Annotated in this window: 31 protein-coding genes; 3 read left to right on the top strand and 28 right to left on the bottom strand. The window is 38.8% G+C overall.

Annotation, left to right across the window (positions count from 1 at the left end):
• Positions 1-14: 14 nt before the first annotated feature.
• The 7 genes from PHO71_RS21480 to PHO71_RS21450 form a co-directional block, all read right to left on the bottom strand.
• Positions 15-818: a hypothetical protein gene (locus PHO71_RS21480; protein ID WP_300207351.1), complete on the bottom strand. Its 804-nt coding sequence runs from the start codon at positions 816-818 to the stop codon at positions 15-17.
• A 160-nt stretch (positions 819-978) separates the two neighbouring features.
• Positions 979-1,134, bottom strand: a complete 156-nt coding sequence (locus PHO71_RS21475; RefSeq protein ID WP_300207348.1) for a hypothetical protein — start codon at positions 1,132-1,134, stop codon at positions 979-981.
• Positions 1,135-1,146: 12 nt separating this feature from the next.
• On the bottom strand, positions 1,147-1,863 hold the full coding sequence (locus tag PHO71_RS21470) for an ATP-grasp domain-containing protein (protein WP_300207345.1): 717 nt from the start codon (positions 1,861-1,863) through the stop codon (positions 1,147-1,149).
• A 118-nt stretch (positions 1,864-1,981) separates the two neighbouring features.
• Entirely contained in the window at positions 1,982-2,221 is a 240-nt protein-coding gene (locus tag PHO71_RS21465; RefSeq protein WP_300207343.1) for a hypothetical protein, read from the bottom strand.
• Between the two features lie 54 nt (positions 2,222-2,275).
• A complete protein-coding gene (locus PHO71_RS21460) occupies positions 2,276-3,820 on the bottom strand; it encodes a hypothetical protein (RefSeq protein ID WP_300207341.1) in 1,545 nt (514 codons plus the stop codon).
• A 90-nt stretch (positions 3,821-3,910) separates the two neighbouring features.
• Positions 3,911-4,258: a hypothetical protein gene (locus PHO71_RS21455; RefSeq protein WP_300207338.1), complete on the bottom strand. Its 348-nt coding sequence runs from the start codon at positions 4,256-4,258 to the stop codon at positions 3,911-3,913.
• A 451-nt stretch (positions 4,259-4,709) separates the two neighbouring features.
• The gene (locus PHO71_RS21450; protein WP_300207335.1) at positions 4,710-5,039 is read right to left on the bottom strand and encodes a hypothetical protein; all 330 of its coding nucleotides are present in this window, start codon (positions 5,037-5,039) and stop codon (positions 4,710-4,712) included.
• Between the two features lie 935 nt (positions 5,040-5,974).
• Between PHO71_RS21450 and PHO71_RS21445 the strand changes: the two genes are divergently transcribed.
• Both PHO71_RS21445 and PHO71_RS21440 read left to right on the top strand, forming a co-directional pair.
• The gene (locus tag PHO71_RS21445) at positions 5,975-7,279 is read left to right on the top strand and encodes a hypothetical protein (protein WP_300207332.1); all 1,305 of its coding nucleotides are present in this window, start codon (positions 5,975-5,977) and stop codon (positions 7,277-7,279) included.
• A gap of 137 nt (positions 7,280-7,416) precedes the next feature.
• Positions 7,417-8,076, top strand: a complete 660-nt coding sequence (locus tag PHO71_RS21440) for a hypothetical protein (RefSeq protein WP_300207330.1) — start codon at positions 7,417-7,419, stop codon at positions 8,074-8,076.
• Between the two features lie 11 nt (positions 8,077-8,087).
• Here the strand turns inward: PHO71_RS21440 and PHO71_RS21435 are convergent, their stop codons facing one another.
• The 14 genes from PHO71_RS21435 to PHO71_RS21370 all read right to left on the bottom strand — a co-directional run bounded on the left by PHO71_RS21435 (position 8,088) and on the right by PHO71_RS21370 (position 18,338).
• A complete protein-coding gene (locus PHO71_RS21435; RefSeq protein ID WP_300207327.1) occupies positions 8,088-8,744 on the bottom strand; it encodes a hypothetical protein in 657 nt (218 codons plus the stop codon).
• 77 nt (positions 8,745-8,821) lie between these two features.
• A complete protein-coding gene (locus tag PHO71_RS21430; protein ID WP_300207324.1) occupies positions 8,822-9,202 on the bottom strand; it encodes a DUF6075 family protein in 381 nt (126 codons plus the stop codon).
• Positions 9,203-9,246: 44 nt separating this feature from the next.
• Positions 9,247-9,432, bottom strand: coding sequence for a hypothetical protein (locus tag PHO71_RS21425; protein ID WP_300207322.1), 186 nt, complete (start codon positions 9,430-9,432; stop codon positions 9,247-9,249).
• Between the two features lie 17 nt (positions 9,433-9,449).
• Complete coding sequence (locus PHO71_RS21420; RefSeq protein WP_300207319.1) at positions 9,450-11,228, bottom strand: type IV secretion system DNA-binding domain-containing protein; 1,779 nt, start codon at positions 11,226-11,228, stop codon at positions 9,450-9,452.
• 5 nt (positions 11,229-11,233) lie between these two features.
• A complete protein-coding gene (locus PHO71_RS21415; RefSeq protein WP_300207317.1) occupies positions 11,234-12,256 on the bottom strand; it encodes a hypothetical protein in 1,023 nt (340 codons plus the stop codon).
• Positions 12,257-12,675: 419 nt separating this feature from the next.
• A complete protein-coding gene (locus tag PHO71_RS21410) occupies positions 12,676-13,299 on the bottom strand; it encodes a hypothetical protein (protein WP_300207314.1) in 624 nt (207 codons plus the stop codon).
• A gap of 16 nt (positions 13,300-13,315) precedes the next feature.
• Complete coding sequence (locus tag PHO71_RS21405; protein WP_300207311.1) at positions 13,316-13,708, bottom strand: hypothetical protein; 393 nt, start codon at positions 13,706-13,708, stop codon at positions 13,316-13,318.
• A gap of 210 nt (positions 13,709-13,918) precedes the next feature.
• Positions 13,919-14,554: a DnaJ domain-containing protein gene (locus tag PHO71_RS21400; protein ID WP_300207308.1), complete on the bottom strand. Its 636-nt coding sequence runs from the start codon at positions 14,552-14,554 to the stop codon at positions 13,919-13,921.
• 114 nt (positions 14,555-14,668) lie between these two features.
• Positions 14,669-15,076 carry a hypothetical protein gene (locus tag PHO71_RS21395; RefSeq protein ID WP_300207305.1) on the bottom strand — a complete coding sequence of 136 codons (408 nt, stop codon included), beginning with the start codon at positions 15,074-15,076 and terminating at the stop codon, positions 14,669-14,671.
• A 125-nt stretch (positions 15,077-15,201) separates the two neighbouring features.
• A complete protein-coding gene (locus PHO71_RS21390; RefSeq protein ID WP_300207303.1) occupies positions 15,202-15,510 on the bottom strand; it encodes a topoisomerase C-terminal repeat-containing protein in 309 nt (102 codons plus the stop codon).
• Between the two features lie 73 nt (positions 15,511-15,583).
• Positions 15,584-16,591, bottom strand: a complete 1,008-nt coding sequence (locus PHO71_RS21385) for a ParM/StbA family protein (RefSeq protein WP_300207301.1) — start codon at positions 16,589-16,591, stop codon at positions 15,584-15,586.
• The gene (locus PHO71_RS21380) at positions 16,584-17,357 is read right to left on the bottom strand and encodes a S1 RNA-binding domain-containing protein (RefSeq protein WP_300207298.1); all 774 of its coding nucleotides are present in this window, start codon (positions 17,355-17,357) and stop codon (positions 16,584-16,586) included. Before PHO71_RS21380 ends, PHO71_RS21385 begins: the two co-directional genes overlap by 8 nt.
• A gap of 109 nt (positions 17,358-17,466) precedes the next feature.
• Entirely contained in the window at positions 17,467-18,093 is a 627-nt protein-coding gene (locus PHO71_RS21375; protein ID WP_300207296.1) for an HD domain-containing phosphohydrolase, read from the bottom strand.
• 71 nt (positions 18,094-18,164) lie between these two features.
• Positions 18,165-18,338, bottom strand: coding sequence for a hypothetical protein (locus PHO71_RS21370; protein ID WP_300207293.1), 174 nt, complete (start codon positions 18,336-18,338; stop codon positions 18,165-18,167).
• Between PHO71_RS21370 and PHO71_RS26280 the strand changes: the two genes are divergently transcribed.
• Positions 18,282-18,431: a zinc ribbon domain-containing protein gene (locus PHO71_RS26280; RefSeq protein WP_367279921.1), complete on the top strand. Its 150-nt coding sequence runs from the start codon at positions 18,282-18,284 to the stop codon at positions 18,429-18,431. The two genes, PHO71_RS21370 and PHO71_RS26280, sit on opposite strands and share 57 nt — an antisense overlap.
• A 22-nt stretch (positions 18,432-18,453) precedes the next feature.
• Here PHO71_RS26280 and PHO71_RS21365 read toward each other — a convergent pair whose 3' ends face one another.
• The 7 genes from PHO71_RS21365 to PHO71_RS21335 all read right to left on the bottom strand — a co-directional run.
• On the bottom strand, positions 18,454-18,666 hold the full coding sequence (locus tag PHO71_RS21365) for a stage V sporulation protein S (protein WP_300207291.1): 213 nt from the start codon (positions 18,664-18,666) through the stop codon (positions 18,454-18,456).
• 455 nt (positions 18,667-19,121) lie between these two features.
• Entirely contained in the window at positions 19,122-19,475 is a 354-nt protein-coding gene (locus tag PHO71_RS21360; RefSeq protein WP_300207289.1) for a hypothetical protein, read from the bottom strand.
• Positions 19,476-19,532: 57 nt separating this feature from the next.
• On the bottom strand, positions 19,533-19,970 hold the full coding sequence (locus PHO71_RS21355; protein ID WP_300207287.1) for a copper amine oxidase N-terminal domain-containing protein: 438 nt from the start codon (positions 19,968-19,970) through the stop codon (positions 19,533-19,535).
• A 29-nt stretch (positions 19,971-19,999) separates the two neighbouring features.
• Positions 20,000-22,219 (bottom strand): hypothetical protein, encoded by a 2,220-nt coding sequence (locus PHO71_RS21350; protein ID WP_300207284.1) that lies wholly within the window; start codon positions 22,217-22,219, stop codon positions 20,000-20,002.
• 62 nt (positions 22,220-22,281) lie between these two features.
• Positions 22,282-23,013 carry a hypothetical protein gene (locus PHO71_RS21345; RefSeq protein WP_300207282.1) on the bottom strand — a complete coding sequence of 244 codons (732 nt, stop codon included), beginning with the start codon at positions 23,011-23,013 and terminating at the stop codon, positions 22,282-22,284.
• A gap of 6 nt (positions 23,014-23,019) precedes the next feature.
• Complete coding sequence (locus tag PHO71_RS21340) at positions 23,020-23,583, bottom strand: hypothetical protein (protein WP_300207280.1); 564 nt, start codon at positions 23,581-23,583, stop codon at positions 23,020-23,022.
• 24 nt (positions 23,584-23,607) lie between these two features.
• A partial coding sequence (locus PHO71_RS21335; protein ID WP_300207278.1) for a hypothetical protein occupies positions 23,608-23,839 on the bottom strand: 232 nt, incomplete at its 5' end.

The raw sequence follows: 23,839 nt of genomic DNA, 5'->3' as shown, positions 1-23,839 counted from the left end.
TTAAGCCCATAAATTTAAACAGAATAGTTGTCAACGATGGATTCCCAATTGGCAGAAACATTTTTAAGTAACTTCCTAGCTGCTCTTTCTCTTTGTTTAGCCATTTCAAATAGGTGTGGGTCACAATATTCCATAACCGTTTTACGTATTAGTTCCTCAATAATTTCAGGCTTCAATGCATCCAATTCCCAGCATTCATACCCGTATTCTCGGATGTACGCATGACAACGGCTATCTGTTAATTTAGTTGGGTTGGGTGGAGGATCGTATAATTCAATCTGATCAATATTTAATGCTATCCTTTGGAATTCAGGGTAGATATCAAATAAGCTTAGTCTGTCTACAATATCCCTGCTCATATCTTTGCCGCTAGGATCATGGTCACCTAAGTGGATTATGATTATATCCTTATTAATGCCATATTGTTGCAGTCTTCGGGCTGCTGCCCACATTTCTGATTGACTCACATATCCTCGACAAGAAAAATAGGGAACATCAAGTCGTTCACATATTTGCCCAACAACACCTATTAATGCGTCTTTTTCTACCCATACCTCAACGTAATTGTACTGCTCCGCCCATTTGTCGTATGCAAACTGTTGCGATGCAATTTCTATAATTTCAGATGGGGAATCCCAATGGCTATTTCTTCTTATGTTTCTTGTGCGATCGATTATTGCCTCCCAGTCAATAAGTCCAGCTATTCTACCATCTGAGACCAGGTTGCCAAGGTTTTTATAGCTGCGCTCGTTATTAGGAATAACATCTCTTGCTACAAGCTGATAATAGACTTGGCGCAATGTAAGGTCATACCCCAATTCTAGATATTCATCTACGATTTCATTTACCCATTCAATTAAATAAAGGCTTTGCTGCCTAAATTTTATTTCTCTATAACAAATCTTCAAATTATAGGCCTCCCCTCATGCTGGCCGTTTCATAATTCCCCATTTGTAGGGATTTCTTTAAAACTAAGATTTAGGGCAGTTTAACAACTGCACGTTCAGTTGTTCCTTTATCAGTAAACGCAATTTCCTTCAACCCCAATTCAATTTCAATTCCATTTGATTTTGCTTCCTGGAATAGCTTTTGGAGCTTAACTTTGTAATAGACAACGTCATTCTTTTTAATCATCAAAGCCCCTCCTTATTCCCCCATATAGCTCTGAGGTCTGTGCTCACAAACTGGATGCCAGCTTCTCTCTCCCTCTGCAGCATCAATAAAATACCATTTACCGTCCTGGCCTTTGGCAAAATCGATACTCCAGTAGCCTTTAAGCTGACCCGCTATTTTTTGAGCATAAACCGTTAAAAGGGCAATTTCTTCTTCATCTTCGTGGTTTAGTTCAGTTAATAATTCCTTCCAGTTTTCAGGTTTATTGCCATACGCCTTTAAGATTGCGTTCTCCGGCCAATAAGGATGATGGCATTCGACTTTGCCATCCCGGGCAAAATATCGGCGTTCGCGTGCTATCGGCAATTGTCCAATAAAGGCATTGAATGTGGATTCTAAGGGAATATACTTACGCAAAATTAATGCCTGGTACCCAAGACCTAGCATATCTACGCACTCGTTGTACTCAACGACCCTGGCAATATGCTGGAACAGCACTTCTTCAGAAGGAACAAAACAAGCCTTCTCCCACTCATGTTTACCTGAAGCCATATCGGTTCGAACAAACAAGGGATAACCTAATTCCCTTGCTGTAAATAATATAGACTGGCGAAGATATTCGGGAAGTGGCTCTCCGTCAAGCATATTGGTAAGGGGTAAATGCCCTGTCCATACGATATTTGTTTCTGGTTGAGGTACATCAAGATATTGAGTACGCGCGTACCAGTAGACCAAGCTGTTTTTATCCATTGAAATTCCTCCTTTAAATAAAGATTTTAATTGTCTAAATAGACAATAACGATGGAAGCCATATTATAATGCTCCCATCGTTATATGATGTACTTAAAGAAACTTTATTTTTCTTCCCTTACTCAGGGATTTTGGGTATCCAGATTCCCTTGATATGCCAACCTTTTTTAAATCTAAAGTTTAACTTAAGTCGGCACTCCAGGTTAATATTCTGGGCTAATAATTTAATAATCTCGGTTCTGTCTGGGCCATTGACAGGTTGGATTATTTCAGATGGTATAAATGGTCTTTTACTTTTTAGTCCGAACCTAACCCAGTTATCGTACCCATCAACTTCAATAACTTCAGCTGGTACCATTATAAGTTTTCGTTTAATTACACAAACCAACTGATTCAACACATTAATCACTCCTTAGAACAATGCGAGCTGTAAATCAGGCACTTTTTCTACAACTTGATCAGAAGTAAAGCCATCTTCAGTGTATCCCGATAAATGATTCCACCAGGATTTAATCCATTGGATTTCTTCTGCAGAGATAAGCTCGTACCCACCTTCAACTTCAAAGCCGGCTGCAGCCATTCCATTTTGAATCTCAGCCTGGGTTTCAAGAAGTTTGCCCAGTAAATACTCCCGGCCTTTTTGATTTATACCCCCAACTGCTTTTACTTTATGGTTACGCGATTTCGTAGGCAGGCCAGTTCTCCGGTCAATTGGGATCGGCTCACGGTAAAACCTATTTTGAACAACTTCTAAAACCAATTCGCGGTAATCGATTAATGGTTGAAGCCATTCATAACCGTTGGATATTAAATTAGTTAGCGATTTATCTCGTTTAACCACAAAACATACAGCACAACCCATTCTGCCGCCTTCGGTTATAGTCTCATCGAAAGAGCTGGCTCGGTACAGATCCGCTAACATTTTGTAGTTATTGCCCCACCAAAATCCATGTTTTATAACATCCCAAACTTGATTAGTGTTTAAATGGGCTATTGGGGTATAAGAAAGTACATTAGGGGTCACAGTGTAGCCGTACCGGGATTTTCCTTCCCATTTCTTCATGGAGATCTCACGGCTGACGCTTTCATCATAGCGAGTACCAAGAACAGCAACGATGTTCTTATATTGCGAGAGCAAATCCTTATCCAGCCTGCTCTGCGGTTGAATCTTTAATCTCGGTGTGCACCAACGTTTAACTGGTCCTCCTAATGGCGGGGTGTAGCCTTTCCCGATAAGATTAGTCCAGAATCGCTCCTCTAATGAAGGTTTCACTACATGAACTTCAAAAGGCAGATTGTGATCCTGGGAGTATTTCCCGAAATCGCTTGAATTTTTCCGTATTATTTTTAACATTGGTGGAAGTTCCAGGCATGTGTCTGATGTGACTAAGTTAATTGGCCGTGTCCATTTCTCCCGGGGAATTCTTTCGAGTGCCTCAAGAACCAACTGCAGCACACTAGTTGAATCTTTACCCCAGGAAATTCCTAATTTCCATGGGGCATCTGTTGAGGGATCGAGGTAAGTATCAACTATATCTCTAATAACTCCTTCAACTTTGCCCAGATTGTGTACTGTAGATACTGGTGGGAGTTTTTCTTTTACACCTTGGACTAACTGCCAGCAGTATTCAAGGCGTTCGTTTAAATATGACCAGTTATAATGAGCTATATCGCCGGGTTCGCACCATAGCACCAACTCAAACATATACTGGACTTCATCTCGGATTTCCATAATGCCGATTAAGCCAGTGTCGTAATCAGTATTTCCCCTGAGCGAATAAGCTCCATCGCATACCATTTGCGTACCCGATACTTTTTCCTTAATGACCCGGGTCTGTTTATACCATTCATCAGAAGTAAATATCGGGTCCATTGCTTGCAGTGACAAAAGGCCCCGGCGAGTTTCCTTGATAAGCTTTTCTACCCATTCAGTTGGGAACAGGGCTTCTTGCTCCATGGTATCTCCTTTCTACCCGGCAAGTGCCGGGTTTTTATTCCCGGCAAAAGCCTCAATAGAAAGAATGCTTGCTTGCTGTTAAGAGGGTTTCTAAAATTTATTTATTTTCTCTTTTTCAATAATTTCAGTTATTTTTTCAAGCTGTTTTTCGCAAAATGCGATTTGTTTGACTCGATATACCGGATCTCTGTTTGTTCCCATACGCCGATAAGCATCAGCAATAAGAGCCATACAAGATTGGTATTGTATGAGTTCTTCAGTAAGGATTTCGTAACTAACTTGTGATTGAGCACAATTATTGTAGAATTCACCAGGGTAATCTTCAGCGCAGCGAGCATCTATTTGGGCCATTTCTTCTAGTGTAGAATCTGGTGGATAACACTCAGGAATTGGCTCATATTCACTAACACAGGTCATTTTTATACGGATTTTAGCCATTTTACAATCTCCTTTAAATAAGGCTATGATGATATTTGCGGTTCTAGTGATTTATTCTTTTCCTGCTTGGGTGCAGATTTAGTAATTGACATATACAATCATTGGAATATAATCAAATTAAGGTCGCAGCCAGGTGCAACTGACCGCGACCCTCTCGTTTATTTAGGTAGTTTTAGTGTCGGTGCCTCCTGGACTCAGCAGGAGGTCTTTTCTTTTCTGCCGACACTATCTCTAATCTAATGATTTTAAATACCTGGATCGAGATACTCTCTATGTAAGAGGATTTATCTCGAATGACCAGAATTAATAAAATCAAACAGAATGAGACAGCGAACAATGAAAAGATTAGTTCCAACACTTTACCCACCCCCTCTCCATGGAATCACGGAAAGGAACCAGCTTTACAGCCGGTGGGGAAACGAGAGCAAAACCCACCCCGAGTTATTCGGGATTACATCCTTGTACTAGCTCCAACAAAGCCACCTTTTGAAGTAAACTGCCAATGATCGAAATGGCTTTCTTGAAATTTTGGAATAACGACTTCTGTTTCCGGCCCGTCCTCATACTCTTCAACCCAGACTCTATGCTCGGTTTTGAAATACCTCTCGTATTCTGGGCTGTTTACGATTGTGCGAATAATAGACCGTGCAAAATTAGGCGAATCATTTTTGGAAGGAACCATCTCGATAGGCGAGGTAAAATTAAATTCTATTCCTACCCCATACCATTCGTCTACGACAGTTGCATAGATATTTGTGATCTCGACTTCTAACTTGCCCATCGTAGTGACACCTCTTTTCGGAACTGCCGGCAGGCTTCTTTGGATGCCTGTTTTTTCTTACTGCAAACCCCAATAACGGATTTTTTCCTTGGTTTCAACTTACCCATAAATCCACTTCCTTTCTCCCCTTGATGTACGAGGGATTTTTGAATTTTATTTTTAACAACAAAAAAAGCGGTTCCCGAAGGAACCGCTACAGGGTTTTAATACATATATAATTCGTTCCGTATCAATGTATTGGATTGTTGGTATTTGGGTTTTTGAATGCCCATTTTCTTTCCGGGCTTACACATTAAATAATTCCAGGATAAGTTCTGTTTGGCGTAATAACCGGGGTTCTTAATAATTTCTGGTGATCGCCAGACACGCTGAATAATTCTAATTCTTTTTCTAATTATCCTGTTTCAACTTGAACGGCTACTATCTATACTTGTTCTTGTCATGTAGGAACGTTTCATGCAAACTGGGCACCGGCCATTGAAGTCCAAATAAGCATAACAAACGGGACACTGTTCTTCCGCCATAAACTCTCCCCCTTCTTATTGATAACTTCCTGATTTATGCCAACAAAAAAGCTCTCCAAGATTTGAAGAGCCTTAAGGGTACGCGAATACCCTCCCTTGCATCAATTATGAAATTTTAACGTTTACCTTAAGGCACACGGATACCTACTCGAAAACGTTACCTTTTTGTCACCCATTTTCGTCTAAGGTAATAAAATTTTATGTTTTTGATCTATTTTTAAATTAAATTTTACGTTATTTATTGATTTTTGTACATAGGTTTATTGTTTTCCAGGGAAAATGGGTGCCTGGAGTAAACTGACACATTGCCTTCCCATAATCCAGATAAATGAATCGTTGGAATGTATTGTACGGTGGGTTAAAATGTTTGTAGTTTATGTTTTGTTATTAATATAAATTGGGGGAAATTATATGAATATTTTTCATGAATGGGGATTTACAGAAACTCCTTTTAAAACACATCCTTTACCAGCAGATGAAAATGGAAAAGCACTTTTAGTAAATAGAAAAAATGAAATTAAGCAGCTTAAAAAAAGCTTATCCTCATCTTCCAATTTGGTTACCATTGAGGGCGATAATGGAGTTGGAAAAACCAGCTTAGTAAATATAGCGGTATATGAAATGTTTGATGATTATCTAAGGACGGGAGTTGGCCCTTTATTTATTCCCTGTGATGCTCGATTTCAGCTATCAGCTGACATAGAACCAGAAGATTTTATAGACGAAGTTTTAATGGCAGTGGCCCAAACCTTATTAAAAAGAGGTAAGGAATTAAAGGACCGTGGGTTTTATTTAGAAAATGGCGGAGCGATAATTAAATGGCTCAATTCACCATTAATCAACGGTTACAGTGGTAGTGTAAATATTGTTAAACATTTAGGCTTCGGAGTCGGTACGACCCAACAGGCGAATCCAGGAGCAGGATTCCTTAAAAGTGGCTTTAAAACTACAGTTTTGAACTGGTTGTCTGACATTTTTCCACCTTATGAAAGTCTTGATGGGGGAATTGTTTGTATACTGGACAATATGGAATTATTGCAAACTTCTCAAATTGCTCGAGAGCAGATAGAACGATTTAGGGATAAGGTGTTTGCTTTTACTGGCTTGCGGTGGGTATTATGTGGGTCAATGGGGATTATGAGAGGAGTTGCTTCTTCCCCGCGTTTACATGGAAGAATGAATATGCCTATCAATCTTTGTGGCGTAGACTTTAAATATGCTATTGATATCCTATTAACAAGAATAAAACGGTTTGAGATCGTAGAGGATAAAGGATACCTCCCAATAAATTGTCAAGAATTTGAGCACTTATATAAAATTTTACATAATAATACGCGCAATGCATTGAATTATGCCAATAATTACTGTTTAGACGTTTCTGATAGTAACCTACCCTTGACTAATGAAGAAAAGAGAGAAACCTTTTATAAATGGTTAAATTACCAGAGTAAAGAAAAAATTAAAGCTGTTATGACATTGATAAAACCTCGAGCATTAGAAGTTTTTAAACAAATTATCGAATGCAATGGAGAGCTGTCTCCCAGTGATTACGATATTTTTGGGTTCAAGAACTGGCCAACAATGAGGCGATATATAAGCCAACTAGAAGTAGCTGGATTAGTTACCAGTATTATAGATGAGAGTGATAAGAGGCGTAAAACAATTCTGGTTACAGCTGAGGGTTGGTTCTTTAATTATTCTATCTCGCTTCAATAGAACTCTTTGTATTCAGTAGTAACTTAGTTTGAAAGCTGGGTGTGTGCGTAGTTTCTGGTTTCAATAGAGTAAAATTACAAAAGTAAATGGTGAAAATTTATAGAAATTTAAGAAAATTAATATAGGAGTGAATTGATATGTCATTGTTTAATTTTATTGAGGATTCTACTTTAAACAAAATTGCCAATCAGTTATGGCTTGAAGCTACGTTAGCCCGGGACAATGAGTTGTGGGTAGGTACTTGTGCTTTAAGTGGAGCAACAGCTGAAGTTGTTCTAATAGCTATATTTGAGCAATTAGGTGATGTCCCTGATAGAATTAATAATTTCCCCCTTGGTAAACTTATCTACCAAATTAAGGAGATTCATGGAGCTGTTATTCCTCCGCATATTCTATCTACTGCAGAGAACTTAAGAGACTATCGTAATTTATTTCATCCTGGTAAGGCTCGATTAATCGGGGTGATTGAGAAAGAAGAGGCTCAGGCCGCTTATGCATCAATTTTAATTCTAATGAAGTGGCTCAATGAATGGTCAAATGAAAGATTTAAGCTTTCATCTCCGGAAGCAGCAGAAATAGTGAGAAAGAATCAGTATTTTGGTCTTTCTGAAGCTATAGCCCTAAAAAATCAAATGACCATTAAACAATGGCAACTACTACCTGTTGAATTAATGACCTGGCTTAATAACGTAACTTATCGTCTTAGAAATAACGGTGATCAAGATCATACTAAACAAATAAATAGAATTTCAGATTCCCTTAATTCACGCATTGAAATTTTATCAAAAGTTGATTAGGAGGGTACGGTTCACACCGGAACCAATACCCCATTATCTAACCGCATAAACCGATCTAGTATTGAATCTATACAAAAGAAAACAGGCACATACAGACCCGTCATATGTTCTGCAATGGTATAAATATACCGCAGGTTAGGGGCGATTACTATTAATCCCTCACTTGATAATGGCAACTCGTTCTGTAATGATTTTATCCGCTTGGGCTTCTCTGTTCGTCGTGGGCACCATAGCGAATACTTGTTACCATTCAACTCAATTTGCCCTACTAAAAGGCTTTTGGTTGGCCAGAGTATAAAATTTGTTATGACATATTTATGGCAAAATTCATTAGCGATTATTAATTCCTGGGCTTTTATTATATCGACCTCCGGAGCTATAACCCGGGTGGAGCGCATACCTTCCAAGCCCAAGCTATATGCTATAAAGTGACGTTCTGATGTGGATATTTCATATCTTTTCAGGTATCCTGCCAATGCCAGCTGTATTAATTTCTTTCGGCCGGTGCGGTTACCGCTTGAAAAGCATGTTTTGGTAACGGTATCAACCCCTAACAATATGCGAGGGGCAATAAACTCCAGTATTAGCACTCCCCATGCAGGTAATGGGTTCTTGTAATTTAGTGGTTGGATTATATTAAATTCTGTTGGTTCGGTGTTATACAACATTTTTGATCCCCTCCGTTTTGGCGTTTTTTGAGATAGAAAAAGCGGGCCTTAAACCCGCTTTTTGGCCTATATTAAAATTATGTTGCGTACTCCGCGTATCTGACCTTAATTGCCTCTAACATAAAGGGCAATAATCCGGTGTCGAACAGGTAATATGGAGTAAACTTATAACCTTCTTCTTCGGTTTCGCCCAAATATCCGTTGTACAGATTAAATGCTAATCTTGTGATTCTCATTGTGGTACCGGTCTGCCAGGCGGCGTTTAATGCTTTTAGTATGATTTGATTTTTATTAAAGTCGTAAATATGTTCTATGCAATCCCGGGTTATGCCAGTGATTCCCAGAGTATAAAACAGTGCTTTTCTATAAGGGTCCTTTTGGCTTTTTGTCCTTTGTACATTTTGAATATAGAAGGACTTATGCTCCTCATCTGCAAATATCATCCATACTCCTCCCATCTGTCATCAATATTCAGATGTTATTTCTGGGTTGGTTAGTGTTCTCATATCTTGGTTGTTTTTTTAATTTTCAGCTTCCCGGCTTCAGCGTAGTTTTCCATCCATTTCTCCACGGCAGAAAGGTTAATTATACTCACCTCGAAACCCAGGAGAATTGCGTATGATACAATCTTATGAAGGCTTTGCTCGTTTACTTTTTCTTTCTCTTTCCCCTTGATCTTTATTTCCAAGTCAAGTTCCTCCTCCCCTATTCTTCTGGCAGAATTATTTCGTGTTTTGGAATTTTACTCAATTCTTTTTGTATTCTGGATTGGAATACCCATGGTTCCTCAAATATCCCTTCAATTGGCTCCTGATTACGGCCGTTCTTTACTAATTTAACTAACCCATGCCAGGGATCTAATTCCAATATCTCAGTATAAGTGAATCGAGGTTTGAGCTTTTCAGTTTCAGAATATGAATTCGCAAAAATCTCAAATCGTTTGCGGTTTTTCCTTAATTCAATTGATTCTTTTTCGCCAAACATTTCAGACATTAATTTTGCATCTGATGAGTCCTCTATACCTATTACTATTTTATTACGACAGCCATTGAAAATTATTTTTCTAATTGCTAACCCCTGCTTCATATTTTCCAACTGGGCAGGTCCCTGGATTGTAAAGGTGCAGCCACAACGATATTTTCTGCCCATATTAAGTAAATTTTGAAGTTCTGAGTTAAAGTACACCGGTAATTCGTCTATATATAAATAATGTGGAATACGAGTAAATTCATTTCCTGGTCTCCTAAAAACTGCGTTTTGGGTGTGCATAATAAGAAATTGCCCAAATACTCGGCTCATATGCCCCATCTTACCAAGGGCTGTATTGAATAATAATACACCCCCTTCCTCCATGTGCCGATCAAGATTAATTTCAGAGCGGCCTACTAAGACGTTATAGATATTTTCATTGGTCAATAAGTCAGATATCTGCATACGCAGGCCCATAGCAAATTGATGAAGCTTATCTTTATTTCTGCCGAAGGCTTCTTTTTTGAAGTAAGTGGTGATTACGTCCTCGCCATATAATTCCTCATACCGGTCAACTTGGTTTTGTACGTCCTCTATGTCCATCAGGGCTTTATATACATCCAGCAAAGTTAAATTGTCTCCTCTTAGCCGTTTCAATAAAAGCATGGTATTTTTGGCATGTAGTTCCTGTGCTTGTCCAAAGAATGCGTCTTGCTCTCCAAAGGTTGATCTTAAAACGGTACGCATGATTTCTGCCACAATAGTTGCATCGCCTTCAAGAGGATTAAATCTGCAGGTATTTGGATCGTCCAGGTCGATTATCGTGCAAGGAATACTTAATTGCTCACACCATTCACGTATTTGATGCACAAATTCATGGTCGGGGGCTACTACGGTTATGCCCAGTGGGTTGCCTTTGTGCATGTTTTGTAAATCCTGCCAGACCAATGGTGCCAATACTGTTGATGTTTTACCTGTGCCGGTTGAACCAACTAACAAGGTATGCAAGTATCTATCGAGACCTTCAAGATACACCGGCCTTCTGATTTTTTCTCGGCATATTAATACTGGCGGGTGGTAAATCTTATCTGGCTTCTGCCCATGAACATCTCTCAATAATTTATCAAAAGTGCTTTCAACTCCGTCTTTAAAACGGGATTTATAAAATATACCGAATAGTGCTGCGGCTATAATCGTTATTAATCCCATTACCCGGCTCAAAACTCTGTTTAAAAACTCTACGTGGGTTGCATCGGTTCCAGAGATCGGGCTTGCCCCTTGCATATAATTGCTGCCGAATAATATTAAACCTATCGATATCATCGTCCATATCTGGCGTTCCTGGATTGTGATGAGCAGGCTCAAGATTATTAATATAGTTGCGAATATGCCAAATAATGGTATCGGGGTTAGGGTTTTAAAACTTGAGATAAATACAAGAATAGCGGCTGCTATTAAAACAACCGCGCCTATCTTAGAATACTTCGTGGAGCTTATTAAATTCTGCCAGGACAAATACATCACTCCTTCCTGCTGTATAACCTACTTATAGCTTCAGATGTTCCAGTAACACCATCCAACGTGAAAAACTCAAAACCTGGCCGAAGGATTTCTGGGAAACATCTTACTATTGCCTTTAAATCATCCACGCTTTCCACTCCTATATGGGGGTTATGGTTTGGCGTGATAACCCCGCTTAAGTGTCGCATCGACCGGACAGGAAAACCTATTAAATCTATTATTACACTGCGTTTGCCGTTAATTATGTGAGTGAACCCTTCTACCGGCAGGGTTAACATCTGCACCGGACCTTTGTTTTGTTCTATAGTTTTGATGATTTCTGCCGTGGTATTACCTGATAGAAGTCGGTAAATGCCATTGTAATTGTCTTTCACCATAAAGTGAGCGGTTGGCCCATATTCCTTTTTCCATGTTTGTATAGATACTGTTCTTTTCAGCTCTGAATGACATAGTATTAAAATATTCCCACAGGCGGGATTCTCTCTTAACCCCTTGACTTGTTTACATAGATTTCTGCGGTAGGCATTATTTTGTTCACGCTCAATAATAATCAGCCAATCACCGCATATCAAATCCAGGGTTACAAAGTTTGGAATTCTATTTTTTAACTTGAACTCTTTGGCGTTATAGAATTTTAGTGGAATATTTTCTGCCAATAGTGATGCAAAATACAATGGTATTAATTGTTCTTCTTCTGGTCGCATTGAACGTTCTGCCCCGTCAATTTCCAATTTTTTTAATTTTTTAGCGACTCTTACTCCATCTGCCGTTAAATAATATAATGTTGCCCTTTTCTTTCTCTTGCCCGGTAAGTTTTCTTTCCTGCCATTTCCCTTAACCTCGCAATATGGTATACCTTCAACCAATCCTCTTTTCTTTAAAGCATGTAATCTATCATACCCCCGTTGCTCATTCCCTGATGTATAAATTTTCACTACCGTCCTACCAATTAATGCCTTGACATCATATAATGATTCCAAAATTTTAAGATCCAATTCTTGACGTTCCCATGCTCTTGTCATTGATTATTATTACCTCCCTTTTCGTAATTCTTTTTATTACATCTTGTAGCATCTTTACTTTTGCGTGTGTGCGTATGTGACCTCCCCTTCAGGTAGCCCCCTTATCACTTGATTTATATTTTTACCTTGCTTTCATTTCCGTTTTTATTGACTTTATTCATCAAGTTACTTGTATTTATTTTTCAAGCAACCCCCTAATTTAATGGATTTATAAATCCAAATCCGAAACCATTTTTTATAATATGTGTCTTTATCGCTGGTAGCTCTAAGGCCGAAGCCATTTTTTTAATATTTATTACTTGATTTATTTTAAAACTCTTTTAGAGTTTGTTTTTACTCCTCTTCAACCTTTGATAATTCTTTGTTTAGGGTTATTTTTTCCCTCAACTGCTACTTGATTTATTATTGATTTTTGCTTTCTATAATATGGCAGTAAGAAATCTAACAAAATCCACGTCTCTTACAATGTTAATTTCCGTACCTCTTTTAACCATATCTGGTATCCCTTTGAAAAACACCGAGGTGTGTTCATAACTATCTTCTTCAATGATCTTTCCATTTCTAAATGTATCGTTTATGAATTTTATTGCATAATTATCCACGTCCATGTTCTGTTTTGGGAAGTGAAATAGATAGAATATAACAACTGGACCAATAAACATTACCGCACCTTTCGATCGGAGCTCGCGTAAAGCAACAACCATATAATTCTGCCAGCGTTCGGCTGTATCAAAACCCAATTTTGTTGAGAATTTTGTTTTTGCGTATTGTTTAAGATGTAAAGGAAACTCTGGTATAAATACCGATAACCGGTAAGGATCGTTATATACAGCAGTTTCAATCCCACCTGGATTAATGCCGTCTATCATTTTTTCATCCAAGTATCGTGTATCTTCTATGTATTTCAATGCCAACATTTCGCCATGAGCATTATAGACTTCATTAATAACTTTTTGGATTTCTTTTGATTGTTCTAATGACAAGGATTTAAGGTAGTTGAAGTCTCCCCTGGACAACATAAAACGCTTTAAGAATTCTTCCACAAAGTTTGCCTCCTTATCAGGACATCCCTAATATATCCTTAATTAGTTCTGCGTCGGCATCTATCATTTCTTTTGACTTTTCTGGTACTGGCGGGATTACTCCGCTAGAAACCATATTTTTAATATCTGTTATATCGGATTGAAGTTGTGTTATTTGCTTTTGGTAGGTGAGTGCAAATTCAATTAATTCCTTAGCTTTTACGGCTCTTTGCCCCTTGGGGAGCAATGCAATTTCATGGTTGTCCGGAAAAAACAAATTAACTCTTATCGCTGCCATAATATCCTCCTTGCGACACACTTTTAATGCCTTCTGCTTTGGGGCTTTTATGTACTTTTTGATATTTAAATGTGTTGCATGAATTATAATTTTATTGTTTAAAAACTCTTGCGACACGCTCATCATATTCATTTCGTCCTGTGTCCGCGATTTTTCTAAGGTTTATTTGCGACACATAGAGAAAACTTCCTCATAATTTTTCATAAAAATAACAGCCTATCTATTTTGACAAGCCGTTATGTGAGAATTATATTGGTTGTTGGTGGAAACCTTCTCGGATCTATCTTAAAATTCTTAATTTTATCTTGGCGACCAGGCGGGTTAAGTTAGGGGTATACGGGGTTACTTGAGATATAGCATAATCATTGGTTGTATTTTTGTTAATGCAAAGTTTAGTATAAAAATTAGAGCTAAAGTTAATAAAATACTTCTTGTATATATAAAAAATATAATTATTCCTATGGCACCACTAATAGCGAATATATCCGAACGTTTAAATAAATCCATAATAATTGATAAAACCAGTATCCCGACTCCAAATAAAGATCCATTTCCTTGCTTTAACATTCGTGATATTTTTTTTGAAATGGGTGTTTTAATAGGTTCTGCTTGCTTATTTTTTGATTTATACTTTGATGTTTGATCTGCTTCCGGTTTATTATTTGCCTTATATTCCGATGATTGTTGTGAAAATTCGTCTTTGCTTGTTTTCCTTTTTGTTGCTTTATAATAAACGGTCTCTCTTGGTCTTTGCTTGGTGTTATTCCTTAACCATTGATCATAATCTTCTCTAATTACTGGATTCATTAATATTTCATATGCTTCGTTTATGAGCTTCATTTTTTCTTCATCGCCATTGTAATCAGGATGATTCTTTTTACTTAAACTTCGATATGCTGCTTTTATAACATCTGGATCTGCTTTATGATTCACTTGAAGAATTTCGTAGTAATTTGGTTTAAAATTTAATTGACCCATTTAATAAATCTCTCTTCTCGACAGTCTAATATATTACGGGGCTTCAAAATTAAGCTTCCCATTATTATGTTTCAATAAAAACTCGATATTCCCTGCCAAGATATTACTTTTTGTTTATACTATTCCCTCTTTATCTGGTCTTTGGGTTGCTACCCACGCCCGGACAACTTTAATTGCTCCGGGCGGCACGGTATATGTACAACCTTCGCCTTGTGCCGTACGAATTGATGCCTGAAAATTTGCAATTACTGCCGGATCATCAGGGAGTTGAACCCGTACAATATCCCCTTCCGGCATTATGTCGGCCTTGAGCCAGGGGAACAATCTTTTCGGGAAAGTGCTCTGAACTACGCCACCCTTCAGGGAACGTCTTTTTTGATGGTCGTATTTTATTTCCCAGGATTCAAAGTTGTCTAAGATTTTCCACATATATTCTACTAGAAATCTTGCTTCTTTCCTGGTAGGGATTACTTCTCGCAAGGCATATTCAACGAAGTCTCGGTTGTTGGCCTTGATTGCCAATCGCTTATTATAGCGATTATGTAGCAAATACCTGCCAGCCGAGTCGGAATGAGCCCGAAATTAACCGTGCAATTGAAATCGACTGGGCCAGAAATATATATTGCCACAGCCCCGGAAGATGGTGATTAGACTCTAACAACAGCCCCGCCCATCGCGGCATCATCACTTCTGGAAGACGAATCGTTATTGGGAAATTCAAATACTATTCTGTTGTCGCGGATAACAAGTGCCGCTGAGAAAGGTTTTCTCGCCTTACTAATAAACCCCGACATGACTGGAGTACGTTTATTCGTGCAAAGTTGTTGGATAATTGCCGGGCTTATTACCTTCCCGGATATTATGTTGTTTATCTGCAGTCCGCAATTTGAACATACCCATGAATAAGGCCGGGACTTTAGCTGTTGCCCACAAGAAGGACAACTTGGGATATTCATCACAATAACGCTCCTTTCTGTCAAATAAAAAAGCGGCTCCGAAGAACCGCCTTTCAGTATATTTTTTTAAATATTAATCCAGGATCGATATATCCAGACGTTTTCCTACTTCCAAGAATCCAACAGCATTAGCAAATTGGGCATCCTGGATAGTTTCGGCTTCCGGAAATGCTGACAGAAGTTCTTTATTAAGTGGGATACTGCCCCCACCTGCTAAGATAGGAACATTTCGACCTTTTTGCCCTTCCATCTTCGGGCCTTTAAGATTATAGCCATCCATTATACGGTTAACTACCGTGGCTTTTAGTTCGGCAATTTTATCGCGGTAATCCATCGGCTTATTGTTTATATACCCTACTCCATTAGAGAATATGGCTTCAGCAACTTCTAACCGTACCTCAAACGCTCCTGCGTCACTAGCGACTATATCACCTAATGAACGAAAGATCGTAGACATTCCCGTGTCTATGGTAAAGGAGTTATCAGCCAGGAATAGATATTTGCTACCGGTATATTCAAACACTGCAACATCTGTGGTTCTGTATCCGATATCAATAACTGTAACTAAATCACCCGGGTTTAAGGCATCCTTTAAGTGGGAACAATATGGATTTACAAATATCCCTGCCGCTTGTGGGAATACATGAGCAGCCTTAACAGAGATATTTTTTTCTTTACCCTCAATTATTACCGTGGCAGAATACTGCTTTAAGAATTCTAAAAAACTATTTTGGGAATCTTTAAACGCTGACAATGGCAATCCAGTAACCACCATTATATCTTCGCCGTTAGGTATGGATACGGCCAGAGCTGTAGCTAAAATTGTTTGGAATGTTCCATTATTAAAACGTTCGTTAGCATCAAATGCGCGGGTTGCGAGGCGGTTTTCTTTAGCTGCCATTTTACCCACATACCATGTGGTTCCATTTATAGTGGCTATATAATCTTCCCGGGCACCCAGAAGGTCAGGCATATCAATTTCCTGACCTTTCGTTACAAGTGAGGGGAAACAAATGCGGTTGCTATTTTCAGCAGCAATTTTGGTATATCCATAACCCAAATCAACGCCTACTTTAAACAATTTTTCTCCTCCTCTCGGCTGAGGACACCAGGGCAGTAACCATCCCTTTAATTTTCCCGGTACCTGGTTCCATATCGGTAATTTCCAAAGCTACTTCATCACCCGGGAATACTTCAAAAAATGAGGGTTTGGGAGCAGCTAAAACGTCTAATCCCGGCTCCAGGGTAACAAATATTCCAATAGGAATTATTTTTGCCACTCGGCCAAGATATTGACCACGAACACGGTATTTTGCCTGTATCTCTGGCCATGGATTGGGCGCAAATTTTTTATGGCTTACAGTGATAGTATCTTTTTGAATATCAACCACTTCAACCCGAATTTGCTGCCCTGGAGTGGCTACCTTACTTAGATCGCCAACTCTCAAAGGGCCAAATTCAGAAACCGGCAATACCATTTTAAGGCATCCTTCGTATTCAACTTCTGCTTGTTTGCGGTTAACGTAAACAATTGTTCCGATCAATTCTTGCCCAATTTCCACTTTAACCTCGGGCAAGCGCTCATTGACGGCATCTTTAATTGACAATAACAAAGGTTTCAGTTGTATAACCTTTGCGATAACTGTACGCCCCATATATCTTCTTGATATAGTCCGGGCTTTAATATCAATGTCGGTTTCCGGAGAAACCTCATGTATGGGGACAACTCCTTGAGCCTCTCCATATAGCCCAATCACCAGTGTTCCGGCCATATTAACATTGTCCTCTGCTGGCAGAACTGCTTTCACCCGACCGGTAACAACATCACCTAATTGTAATTTTTTCATGTAAATTTCCTCCTTAAGTTTAGAATTAAGATTTTAACTATTTGTTTTTTGAGATGTTAGATAAAACTGCCCACCTTTCATTAAATTTTGGTACTAAAAAACCCCCTTCTCAGGGGGTTAAAAAATACATATTAAAAAGCAGTTTGTTTTTTAATTGTTGTTCCTTATATATCCCCCTACTAAGTTCATTGCTATTTACTTTAGATAAGGCATTGGTTACATAAGGGTCAAATTGACTTCCAGCACATTCTTTTATTTCTTTATAAGCATCAGGTACTGGCGTAGGATTTCGATATGGCCTTACATTTACCATAGCGTCAAGTCCATCGGCTACTGTGATAATACGAGCCAGATAAGGGATATCCTCCCCGCCAATACGGTTAGGGTATCCTCTCCCGTCGTAGTGTTCGTGATGTGCTAGAATAGCATTACTAATTTGTTCAGTGGGGTATTTTGCCCGCTTTAATAAGCGATACCCATTTCTAGGATGATCCTTAATATGTGCCCATTCCTCTGATGACAAATCTCCCGGTTTATTAAGTATTTTTTGTGGCACCTTCAACTTCCCTAAATCATGCAGATATGCGGCATCTTTCAGAGTATTTAATTCATTAATTGAAAGCCCTAATTGTTGCCCTATCAAACATGATATTATTGAAACTCTGTATGAATGGCGAAAGGTTTCTATATCGTATTTCTGAAGCTGGTTGAAGTATAAAAAAACTATCTTGTTCATATTCTCCTCCACTACAAACTTATTAACTCCGAATAAGCAGTGAAAATATATTGCAGTCGGAAGTTTTTTAATTAGGCTACTTTAGTAGCCACTGAAACAATAAGTTGGATGCCGGTTACTTCCCTATCGTCTAAGGAAACTTTTAACCACATTTCGCAAGAAGCCCCCCCATCCTCTATAGGTGGGGGATGAATTGCGATCACCGTCCCCAAAGGGTATCGGTGCGAGTACATAAATGTCCGCATTGCGGCCTTGTTTTAGATCGAGATATAAACGCCGCAATAAATATTTTGAGGCGGGGAACCTGCCCAGGCGGAGCTACGGCGTTGGCCGGGTGACGAAGCCAGAAGCTCGCGACTTCTATAAGTCGGGGTAGTTCACAAAATCCGCTTCACAACACAGGCTTTTACTTAAGTATTGTTTAGCAATACTTAAGCCCTTAATAGCCTGATTTAGAGCTGCAGCACCGATAGTAATAATTTCTACAGGCTTACCGTCTTTGATTTTGTTGGTAATAAACCCGGCTACTGATTTTGGATTTGATTTTGACGATACCTTAATTTGCTCTTGCATAACTTCCCCCCTCGTATGAGGTTATCTATAAAAAATTTCTAAATCTTATCATCTCCTTTCCAAAAAACATTTTGTAACATATGCAAAAACTCCCCCGGTTAATAAAGCGCAAAGTGAAATAAATATCGTTTGTTTTTGGAAGGGAGTTCCCACTGTAAAAACAGTTATACAAGTACCCGAAACTAAATAGTTTAGTAAAAAATATATAACAAGTGACTTGTCATTAATTTGAGATTTCTTTTCCTCGGTGCTAATCAAGGATAGGCCAGCATTGGGAAAACGTTTTTTCAGTATGCTGAAAAAATCTTCGATCTTTAAATGTCCCGGTAGTTCTGGATCTATAAGAACCTCCTCGAAAGGATTCTGGGTTAGATACACTAACAACTGTCCCTGGTTACAAACTGTTGGACAATCTGCTGACAAGTGCTTATTTTCGGGATTTAATGCTAACAACATTAAACTTCTACTAACGCTTTCAGCTGGGATTTAAGCTCCATGAAATGTTGGTCCTCCTCATTTTGGGCTTGAATAAGATTTTCATATTTAGCTTGAGCATCTGCCAGCATGTTTTTAAGAGCCTCAACGTCTAATTCCGCATTAGATAAATCTTCTTTAATGGTAAGCTTTTTGTCTTCGACAGTTCTCATTTCGGTAACCAGGTTCTGTACTTGATCCACCCATGATAATTCTTTTTCTTCAGTATTTCCCTCCACTATGCCTTCACTTTCAATTGCATTATCTTGGTTATCCTTTGTAACTTGTTCAGCAAAACTGGTTGATTCAGTTGACTCTTGATTCAACAAATCCAAACACATCCTTTCTTAAATTTGGGCATTAAAAAAGACCGCTTTCGCGGCCTTTTAGCGTTAATCCATTTTTATAATTGCTGTCTGGCTAGGGCCATCCCACTGCACGTCACAATCCAAGCTTTCAGCTATAGCTCGAATTGGCAGCATGACTCTTCCCTGAACAATTTCAGGAGCAGCATCAGATAATAATGTTTGCGATACTTCTCCGTTTTGCAACACCAGAATCCTATTTTCTCCCGGCGTAATCGCAATGGTTTTTTCGGCTTTACATAGTATCGCAGTTTGAATATCATCTTGCCAAGCTATCGAATTATCGCCTATTCCTACTGCATAAGCTGCGTATCTGAGTGGCAGGAATGTTCTACCATCCTTTATATATGGTGCAGCATCCGTTTTAATTTCGCCGTTGATGCTATATGTTCCGTTCCCAATTATAAACCGGGCCTCGGATGAAGCCTGAGCAACCATAGGAATACAAAATACTGATATGAGCACAATTATAAGAAATACTTTTTTCAATAAACCTACTCCTTTCTTCCTTGCAGGACAACCATCCAGTCATCCAGCACGGTTCCTTCTGTAACTACTACACCATCAGCAAATTTGGCGGGAATATTTTCGTTTAGCATCAACTTGGTCGTGTCTCCCCCCGCAGTACCGGTGAACTCACCATAAACAACTGAACCGGTCGGACAAACATTTAACTGAGGTTTGGTCCAGAACTTTGCATTAAATTTCTTGTTGTTTCCCACCGTTTCTTTTATAGTTGGTTCCTCACAAGTTGATTGCAGACCCAAGTAAGGAAATTTTAAATTAATCTCGCCCAGATCCAAGCCAATACCATTGACCAAAATACTCACAAGACCTCCCGCTTTTGTCTTAGGTAAATCATCTTTTACCATTCCATCGTTGATCCAAATATAAGTATCTGGATCGTTGGGATCTGGCTGCATTTGCCCACTGGGTGGATGTTTTATCTCTATCACTCTTGGAGATTCAAAGGCCACAACGCAAAATTGAACCAGGTTTGAGTAATCATCTGACCACAAACCTCCTGAATCCTGTACTTTAACCTGAAATAGAAAATCACTCTGGCCAGAATTAAATAGTACTTCAGATGGTATTTTAAATTGAGAGAGCGTAGGATCAGCATCACCCGGAAGACCATCTTCTTCCGTATTAACTACCTTAGCCCCCGCAAGGGTAGTAATTTTGATCTGATAATTTGCTTGAGTATCACCATCATCCGTATCAATAAACGTCCATGATAAGGTAGGCCTTGCATCTGTAAAACAAGTATCCGGCGCGGGTACTATTGGCACTGTTACTGTAGGGGTTCCTGGTTTGGTATTGACATCCAGAAGAACTGCGGTATCTATTCCTGGCACTGGCGCTCGTATTTTGGGAGTAACAAAAATATTTGTCGTACCCATTTCAGCTTTCCATTTTACTTTTCTGTCAGGAGTGTCAAAACTAACGGTAATATCCGTATTACTTGAATTTGGATATCCCAACGATTTATCACCTATTGCGGCCCAGGTAGTGCCATCATCAGTAATTTCAAGTTGGGAACCTCCTGCTGTGCCTACCACTCTCCATCGTTTTGTCCACGTAACTCCATCGTCTGCCGATAGCGACCATATAATAGATGTTTGATCGGGAACTTCACAATATGCCCTTACCCTGGCTTGTTGTACATTTCGAGTCAACCCAGCAACTCTGTTGCTTTGGACTATAGCGGTTGGGATATAAGTAAATAAATTACTGAGTCCAGCCACGGTCGTTGATAGTGAGGCATTATATACAAGCCCCACGCCGTCATACATATAGTATTTAATGTTATTTCCATCAACTATTATCCGATCCTGACTTCCTGGCCGTAAGGCAACGCACGAAGGGTTAGCTAATCCGGAAGTAATAGACAAGGCAGAGTTATAAACAAAACTCGCTCCTGAAAGCTTATAATGTTTAAGCGTATTGCCGTCTAATACGGCAATATTCCCATCTTCCGATGCCGCAATACTCTTAGGGTTTATAATGCCTGTAATCGTTGCTGCTGGGTTTTCTACCCCATTATTAAAGTAACGGACCTTAAAGTCATCTAATATTACTGAATCGTAATTATCCCCGAATAATGCAAAGTCAACTGGGTTCGTTAAGCTGTTAATTGATAACGGATTTACTTTACTTAATCCGCTTCCTGTAAACCCGTAGTATTCCAGATTCTTGTCATGTAGAAAAGCCAAATCCATATCCCTTGTTCCTATACTCACTACATTGGTAACGCCGCTTACGGCCATGGCCGGATTTTCTTGAATATCCAAGCCGGTGAATGAATAATGAGTTATTTTGCTGTTCTGGTTATCGAATATGACTGTATCAGGATAGGGATTGCTTATAAAGAGGGTTATAGGGTTAGTCATAGTGTTTTTCCCTAATGATGCAACTTCCTTCATAGATCCTGTTGCATCATCATAAGCAAAATGCTTGAATCCGTCAGGGGAAAGGACTATGTAATCCAGATATTCATCTCCCCACATGGATACCGTTTTGGGAGCAATTTGCTGCAGCCGGATTTCATGTAGTGTTGAATCGACATAAGCTGTAGTTTTATCAGTATCGATAATCGTTTCAGCTGGATTTATTTTATATTCCCAGTATGCGACATCGGCCAATGCAGGCTTTGTAGCCATCAACAATAGGATTAGCAGAATAAATAAAATAGGTCCATCTCTGGCACGCATAAAAAACACCCCCAATAAAAAAACCGCCTTTATGGCGGCTTCGAGCTAAAAAAACTATTGGATTATATTTTTACCAATTTCCATCCTTGGGACGTCTTGTAGAAGCCGGCAATAACCTCAGCATCCCGATCATCCACTTTGTATGTGCACTTAACCAAGGCTGTTTTTCCATCAATCCATAAAGGTTTGATTGTAAGATTTGAATATTGTTGTATCAGCGGCGAACTCAGCTCAGTCTGGTGTGCTTCATGAGCTGAGCGAGCTGGACCGGCCAGATATTTTCCGATGTCCTTAAAATCATTTGTTTTTACTTTCTCCAAATAATCTGCAAACACACGTTTAATAGATTCCAAATCCTGCTCTGATATTTTACTGCCTCTGCCAAAAACTGGGCAATCGGTTTGACGGATGCTTATTACCTTCCATCCCCCTGTTTTCGCAAGTTCTACTCTATACCAGCCTATATCATTTATCCCGTTTACTGAGAATTCTACTGTAGTATCTACTTGCGCCCAATTGTTGCTATAGGCCACCACCGATGTTTCAATGTTTTCAAGTTTGGCTTTAGGTAGTGTAGCTGAATTTAGATGCCATAAGACCTTACCATCGGCATGTTTTTTAGCCTCTTCCATATTTCCCGTAACCAGTGCTGTAATAAATTTGTTTTCTGCTTGCTTGATAGAATTCAGCAAGGTAACCCGGGTAAATCCAACATATGATAGAATCCCAAAAACTATAAGTATGATTATAAAAGGCTTGTATTTATTCATGTTGCCTCCTTTCTGCTGACTCATATCCAGCTATATAAACGGCAGTCTAAATATCATAAGTGCTTCATGGAATTTTGTCCCCTGATATATAACGTACTCTCCGGGCCTAATTCGCAAAAAGTATTTATCCATATATTTCACTAATTTGTTGCGGGCTTCTTCATTCCATAGCTCTTGTTGGGCAATAAGGGTATAGTCCGCTCCGCTACTATTAGATATGGTTATATGTATTGCATCGCCGAGGTCAATTTTTTCAGGTTCCGTGTTTTTATCTTTATGCAGGGAATATAAAACAATAGCCAGAATAAAAGAAAAGAAAGTAATCATTCCAAGATATAAGGGAGCATCGGATTGATCCTTAATAGTACAGCATATACATAACCCTATTAACACACATAAGTTTATAAGGAGATGATCATCGGTGATACCATCTTCATCTGAAGATATATTGATAATTAAACGTCCTGTTTGGGTTATTCTATTGGCAATATTTTTTGGTATAATTCCAATTTGTTTTATTGTTGTCAATAAAATTCTATCAACAAGAATTGATTTCATTTTAGCCCCCATAATCTTTATTTTTCTTATGATCATAAATTCCCACGTCCACGAAAAGTTTCATAGCTTTGCTGCAAAAATACTCCTTGATGAATATGGGAAGATAGACCACAAGAAATTAATACCGACTTGTACCATTGAACAACAATGTTCTGTCCCAAATTTCAGAATAATTGCTTTGGCTCCAATTGCTTCAGTTGCTTTATTTGGTTTCATATTGGCACTGAATTTTTTAGTAAATGGTCCACGATATTTAACAATCGTTCTTTCGCTGTATATTTTTATTGCTATT

The sequence above is a fragment of the Bacteroides sp. genome, from assembly GCF_028690125.1.
Taxonomy (GTDB): Bacteria; Bacteroidota; Bacteroidia; order Bacteroidales; family Bacteroidaceae; genus Bacteroides.
The sequence above is the reverse complement of the archived record's forward strand: the minus strand, read 5'-3'. Positions and strand labels throughout refer to the sequence as shown.

Excerpts from the sequence above, each read along its gene's own strand:
- PHO71_RS21475 (WP_300207348.1), bottom strand. The coding sequence starts at position 1,134 with ATGATTAAAAAGAATGACGTTGTCTATTACAAAGTTAAGCTCCAAAAG.
- PHO71_RS21470 (WP_300207345.1), bottom strand. The coding sequence starts at position 1,863 with ATGGATAAAAACAGCTTGGTCTACTGGTACGCGCGTACTCAATATCTT.
- PHO71_RS21465 (WP_300207343.1), bottom strand. The coding sequence starts at position 2,221 with ATGGTACCAGCTGAAGTTATTGAAGTTGATGGGTACGATAACTGGGTT.
- PHO71_RS21460 (WP_300207341.1), bottom strand. The coding sequence starts at position 3,820 with ATGGAGCAAGAAGCCCTGTTCCCAACTGAATGGGTAGAAAAGCTTATC.
- PHO71_RS21455 (WP_300207338.1), bottom strand. The coding sequence starts at position 4,258 with ATGGCTAAAATCCGTATAAAAATGACCTGTGTTAGTGAATATGAGCCA.
- PHO71_RS21450 (WP_300207335.1), bottom strand. The coding sequence starts at position 5,039 with ATGGGCAAGTTAGAAGTCGAGATCACAAATATCTATGCAACTGTCGTA.
- PHO71_RS21445 (WP_300207332.1), top strand. The coding sequence starts at position 5,975 with ATGAATATTTTTCATGAATGGGGATTTACAGAAACTCCTTTTAAAACA.
- PHO71_RS21440 (WP_300207330.1), top strand. The coding sequence starts at position 7,417 with ATGTCATTGTTTAATTTTATTGAGGATTCTACTTTAAACAAAATTGCC.
- PHO71_RS21435 (WP_300207327.1), bottom strand. The coding sequence starts at position 8,744 with ATGTTGTATAACACCGAACCAACAGAATTTAATATAATCCAACCACTA.
- PHO71_RS21430 (WP_300207324.1), bottom strand. The coding sequence starts at position 9,202 with ATGGGAGGAGTATGGATGATATTTGCAGATGAGGAGCATAAGTCCTTC.
- PHO71_RS21415 (WP_300207317.1), bottom strand. The coding sequence starts at position 12,256 with ATGACAAGAGCATGGGAACGTCAAGAATTGGATCTTAAAATTTTGGAA.
- PHO71_RS21405 (WP_300207311.1), bottom strand. The coding sequence starts at position 13,708 with ATGAATATGATGAGCGTGTCGCAAGAGTTTTTAAACAATAAAATTATA.
- PHO71_RS21400 (WP_300207308.1), bottom strand. The coding sequence starts at position 14,554 with ATGGGTCAATTAAATTTTAAACCAAATTACTACGAAATTCTTCAAGTG.
- PHO71_RS21390 (WP_300207303.1), bottom strand. The coding sequence starts at position 15,510 with ATGAATATCCCAAGTTGTCCTTCTTGTGGGCAACAGCTAAAGTCCCGG.
- PHO71_RS21380 (WP_300207298.1), bottom strand. The coding sequence starts at position 17,357 with ATGAAAAAATTACAATTAGGTGATGTTGTTACCGGTCGGGTGAAAGCA.
- PHO71_RS21375 (WP_300207296.1), bottom strand. The coding sequence starts at position 18,093 with ATGAACAAGATAGTTTTTTTATACTTCAACCAGCTTCAGAAATACGAT.
- PHO71_RS26280 (WP_367279921.1), top strand. The coding sequence starts at position 18,282 with ATGAATTGCGATCACCGTCCCCAAAGGGTATCGGTGCGAGTACATAAA.
- PHO71_RS21370 (WP_300207293.1), bottom strand. The coding sequence starts at position 18,338 with ATGCGGACATTTATGTACTCGCACCGATACCCTTTGGGGACGGTGATC.
- PHO71_RS21365 (WP_300207291.1), bottom strand. The coding sequence starts at position 18,666 with ATGCAAGAGCAAATTAAGGTATCGTCAAAATCAAATCCAAAATCAGTA.
- PHO71_RS21350 (WP_300207284.1), bottom strand. The coding sequence starts at position 22,219 with ATGCGTGCCAGAGATGGACCTATTTTATTTATTCTGCTAATCCTATTG.
- PHO71_RS21345 (WP_300207282.1), bottom strand. The coding sequence starts at position 23,013 with ATGAGTCAGCAGAAAGGAGGCAACATGAATAAATACAAGCCTTTTATA.
- PHO71_RS21340 (WP_300207280.1), bottom strand. The coding sequence starts at position 23,583 with ATGATCATAAGAAAAATAAAGATTATGGGGGCTAAAATGAAATCAATT.